Annotated in this window: 2 protein-coding genes and 1 pseudogene; all 3 read right to left on the bottom strand. The window is 69.3% G+C overall.

The genetic code is table 11. The features are described 5' to 3' along the window. A pseudogene (locus IE94_RS0133855) lies at nt 1–341 on the bottom strand (LacI family transcriptional regulator); the annotation flags it as partial. A gap of 13 nt (nt 342–354) precedes the next feature. Beyond that, nucleotides 355–4,641, bottom strand: coding sequence for a discoidin domain-containing protein (locus IE94_RS0133860; protein ID WP_030192136.1), 4,287 nt, complete (start codon nt 4,639–4,641; stop codon nt 355–357). A gap of 268 nt (nt 4,642–4,909) precedes the next feature. Next, a partial coding sequence (locus IE94_RS38710) for a substrate-binding domain-containing protein (protein WP_078606681.1) occupies nt 4,910–5,074 on the bottom strand: 165 nt, incomplete at its 5' end.

Genomic DNA, 5,074 nt, shown 5'->3' on the forward strand with positions numbered 1-5,074 from the left:
AGCACCACGGGGATGTTGCGCTCGGCGAGCAGCCGGTAGTGGTCGTGCGGGGCGTCCGCCTGCGCGAACAGACCCCCGGCGAAGACGACTCCCGAGACCTGCTGCTGGAGCAGCAGTTCGACGTAGTCGGCCTCCGAGACGCCGCCCTTGGTCTGGGTGCACAGCACCGGAGTCAGCCCCTGCTGGGCGAGTGCGCCGCCGATGACCTCGGCGAACGCGGGGAAGATCGGGTTCTGCAGCTCGGGCAGGACCAGGCCGACCAGGCGCGCGCGCTCGCCCCGCAGCTGGGTGGGCCGCTCGTAGCCGAGGACGTCCAGGGCGCTCAGCACGGACTGCCGGGTGTGTCCTGTATGACTACGGATTGCGGATGATCTTGAAGGTGGACGTCGTGTTGCGGATGTCCACGGCGTTGTCGCCGAGCTTCAGTCCGTTGAAGGTGACCTCACCGACCGCGGGTCCCTGCCCCGCCTCGGGCATCTCGTTGGCCCACAGGCCGAAACCGGACTTGGCGTCGAAGGCGTCACCGCTCTTGTGCGCGCCCGTGACGGAGACGTCGGTGAAGACCGTGTCCTTGACGGGGTACTGCGGCTGGCCTCCCGCGTAGTTCGTCTGGAACATGATGCCGCTGTAGGTCGGATCGACGATGTCGACGTTGGCGACCCTGATCCCCTGGAACACCTTGGACGCCGAGAACACCCAGATGCCCGGGAAGGTCTGCCCGCCCCAGAAGTGCCCGCCGGCCCGGACGATCGAGACGTTCTCGAAGGTCGTCGGATCGGTGCCGAATCCGTTCATCGGGTAGCCGAAGTCCAGTGAGCTGATGGTGATGCCCGAGTAGACCAGGGTGTCCGCGATGTGGATGTTGCGGAAGGTGTTGTTGTAGCCGCCGTAGACGGCCAGACCCGCGGCACGCCAGGTCAGCGTCGTCGTGAGGTTCTCGTACAGGTTGTTCTTCATGTCCGCGCCGCCCGCGTCGATCGCCGAGAAGAGCGCGAAGCTGTCGTCGCCGGTCGCCCGGGCGTCGTTGTTGGACACCAGGTTGTCGGTGGAGCCGTTGGTCATGTTGATGCCGTCGGCGAACATGTTGCGGATCCGGGAGTTCCTGATCGTCATCCGGTCGGTGTTGGCGCCCCAGTACAGGCACACCATGTGCTCGTTCCAGATGTTGTCGATCACGATGTCCGAGGTGTTGGAGAAGTCGAACACCTTGCCCGGTCCGTCGATGCGGCTCGTGTAGTTGCCGAAATAGGCGAAGTTCGCGAACGTCGAACCCTTCGCGCTCGCCTCGGCGCGGAACCCGACGTCCGTGTTGTCCTGCGTGGTCGGCGCGTGGAACTTCGTGAACCAGGGACCGGCGCCGACCACCCTCACCGCCTTGCCGTACACCTGGAACTTGCTCGACGTCTGGTAGTCGCCGGGCGGCAGGTACACGCCGACCAGGGTGCCGGAGGTGTCCATGCGGACCTTGTCGAGCGCGTTCTGCACGTCCTGGTGCGTGAACCCGGCCGGTACCGCGTACGCCGCCGGGTCGGGGTTGGGCAGCGCGGAGACCTGCTCCAGGTTGACGAAGTCGATCGCGTAGTCGGAGGTGTTCGCCGCGTCCTTCTGCAAGCGGATCCTGCTGCCCGCCGGGACGGTCTCGCCCAGCACCAGGTGCGCCTCGTCGTAGATGTGCCGCGGGGCGCCCGCGCCGGGGGAGTTGCCCGGCGAGGCCTCGGCACCGTACAGCCAGGCGTACTTCGACGTCAGCGGCAGTGCCTTCTTCATGACGCCGTCCACGTACACGTTCAGCGTGGCGTCGATGCCGCCGCCGCCCGGCGCGTCCGGGATGGAGAAGCGGGTCACCAGGGTGTTGGTGGCCGCCTTCGTGGTGAACTCGACGTACGCGCCGGTCCTGTCCAGACGGACGGCCCGGCGGCCGGACGCCTCGCCCGCGATGTCACCGATGGTGCGGTTGGGGCCGACCACGGTGGCACCGCCGCCGACCGCACCGTCCTCCGCCTCGTACATGTCGTAGGGCATGTGCGCGCCGCGTCCGACGAACAGCGGCTGCGTGGAGGTGTTGTTCCCCCGTTTGACCGGCAGTTCGTTCGCGTCGTCGGCGACCGTGACCTTCAGGGAGTACGAGCCGTTGGCCGCCCTCCAGGAGCCGAGGTCCACGGCCGGGGCCGTCGAACCGGCGGCGATGACACCGGAGTGCGCGCCGGTGAGGGTCTTGACCGTGCTGCCGCCGGAGTCGACCAGCGCGAGCGTCACCGCGTGGCCGCCGCCCGCCGAGTCCCGGGTGCCCTGGTTCCTCAGCGCGACCTTGAAGGTCACGTCGTCACCGGCGGCCGGACTGGACGGCGAGGTGGTGACCGCGGCGACGAGGTCGGAGCTCTGCACCGGCTTGACGACCAGCGGATCGGGGCGCGTGTAGGTGTTGTTGGTCTCGTTCTGCTCGATGATGTCGTTCGCCTCGTCGGCCACCGCGCTCAGTTCGTACGAACCGGCCTCGCGGGCCCCGACGGACACGTCGACCGTGCTCTGCGCACCCGCCTCCAGGGCGGGGACGTCGGCGGTGGCGACCTTGGTGCCGCCCAGCCGGACGGCGACCCGGCCGGCCGGAGCCTGCGCGGCGCCGCTGTTGCGGACGGTGGCGGACACCGTGATCTGGTCCGACTCGACGGGGGAGTCGGGCGACGCGGTCAGCTTCGTCACCTCCAGGTCCGGGTTGGGCGCCGGGGTGCCGACGACCTGGAACTCGGCCACCTGCCCGGCCGTCGCCCCGGTGTTGGAGGTGAACCTCAGCTGGACGTCCGCGGTCCGCTCGCCGACGGGTATCGTCACGCTGTTGCCGCCGCTCGCCGGGTCGAAGACGTAGTCCTTCGCGGCCACCAGCGAGGTGAAGCCGGACGCGTCCTGGGCGCGGCCGAGCACCTGGATGTTCTGGGTGCGCCTGGACCAGCCGGCGTCGGGGTTGAGCTTGAGGACGACGTGGTCGACGTCCGCGTTCGCGCCCAGCTTCAGGGTCAGGGTGTTCGGGTAGCTGCCCGCCGCCCCCTCCCAGTAGGTGGCGGTGCTGTTGTCGTTGGCGTTCTCGGCGACGTAGGTGTGGATGACGGACGAGGCGCTGATCGGCTTGCCGACGGCCAGGTTCGAACCGCCGCCGCTGCCGGTGCGGGTCACGGAGTTGCTGGCGCCCGACTGGTTGCCGGCCGCGTCCCTCGCCCGTACGAAGTAGGTCACGTTCGCCGAAGCGGGCTGGGTGTCGGTGTAGGCGGTGACGTCACCGGCGACGCTCTTGCGGAGCCGGTTGTCGGCATAGACGTCGTAACCGGTGACGCCCTTGTCGTCGGTGGAGGCGCTCCACGTCAGCTTGATCTGCCCGGCGGCCGGTTCGGTGAGGGCGAGGTTCGAGGGCGCGGTGGGTGCCTGGGTGTCGCCGGTGTCGGCGCGGCGGGTGACCGAGTTGCTGTTGCCCGACTGGTTGCCGGCCGCGTCCTTGGCGCGCACGTAGTAGGTGACCGTCGTGCCGGCCGGCCTGGTGTCGGTGTAGGTGGTGACGTCCCCGGCGACCGAGGTCAGCAGCTCGCCGTTGGCGTAGATGTCGTACCCCGTGACGGCCGTGTCGTCCGAGGACTCCTTCCAGGTCAGCCTGATCTGCCCGGTGGCCGGTTCGGTGAACGCGAGGTTCGCCGGGGCCGTGGGTGCCTGGGTGTCACCCGACTCGGGACCGTAGACCTCCAGCTCGGAGACCTGGGCGGCGGGCTGACCGGTGTTGGCCGTCACCAGCACCCGCACGTGGCGTGTGGTGACCGCGTCGAAGGCGATCGTGGCCGACTGACCGCCCGCCGCGTCGAAGGGGTACGCCTTGGCTGCGGTCAGGTCGGTGAAGTCCGCGCCGTCGTCACTGGCCTGGATCTTCAGGGTCTGGCTGCGGGTCGGCCAGCCGTCCGGCAGCCGCAGGACGACGCGGTCGACCCGGCGCGCGGACCCGAGGTCGGCCTGGAGCCACTGCGGCAGGGCGTTGTTGGCGCTCTCCCAGTAGGTGGCCCGGTTGCCGTCGTTGCCGTTGCCGGCGGTGTACGCGCCCGTGGAACTGCTCGCCGTCAGCCGCCGGCCGGCGGCCAGGTTCACGGACGACTCCCCGGCCGCGTGCACCTCCAGTTCGGAGAGCTGAGCCGCCTGCCACCCGGTGTTCGCCGTGATGTCCACCCGCACGAACCGGGTCCGGGTGGCGGGGAAGGACACGGTGACCGTGTTGCCCGACCCGGGATCGAAGGCGTAGGTGGCGGACGTCCTGAGCGTGCTGAAGCTCGTGCCGTCGGCGCTGCCCTGGACGGAGAGCGTCTGGTCGCGGCTCTCCCAGCCGGCGGGCAGCCGCAGGACGACCTCGTCGATCCGCTCCGTGGCACCGAGGTCGGTCTGGACCCACTGGGGCAGGCTGCCGCCGCCGCTCTGCCAGTACGTGCCCTGGTTGCCGTCGGTGATGTTGGCGGCGCCGTACTCGCCGTGCGAGCTGCTCGCCGCCGTGGCGTCCCCCACGGCGATGTTGGGTCCACCGGCTGCCATGGCCGACAGCAGCGGTCCTCCCCACGCCAGGAGACTGGTCGCGACCACGGTGCACAGGGCACGTGATCTCCAGTTCCGGTTTCTCATCTGTCCCCACATCAGGTAGACACTCAGAGTTCGCTGACATTTGCGTTGAGCGCTCGCAGAGTTGCAGAGAAATATTGAGTCGTCTACAGGGTGAGCAGCGGTAAGTCGGCACGCGCCGATGCCCGGTGAGGCCGATGAGAAGCGGGCCGTCGCCAGGGCATGCCTCGGATCTGGGACTTTCACGGGCTACGTCGAGCAGCCGCAAGCCACTGTCATTTCCCGCAAGGAATTTGCGGTCGCGGAGCGGGGTGAACGGGGTGGAGTGCCGCTAGCCGGCGGCCGGCTGTCCGGTGGAGCCGCGGACGACGAGTTCCGGTTCGAAGAGCAGCTCGCCGTGGGGGACTTCGGTGCCCTGGATCTGGGCGCAGAGGAGGTCGACGGCGGCGCGGCCCATGGCCTCGATGGGTTGGCGGATGGTGGTGAGGGGTGGTTC

This window comes from Streptomyces violaceorubidus (genome assembly GCF_000717995.1).
GTDB classification, from domain to species: Bacteria; Actinomycetota; Actinomycetes; order Streptomycetales; family Streptomycetaceae; genus Streptomyces; species Streptomyces violaceorubidus.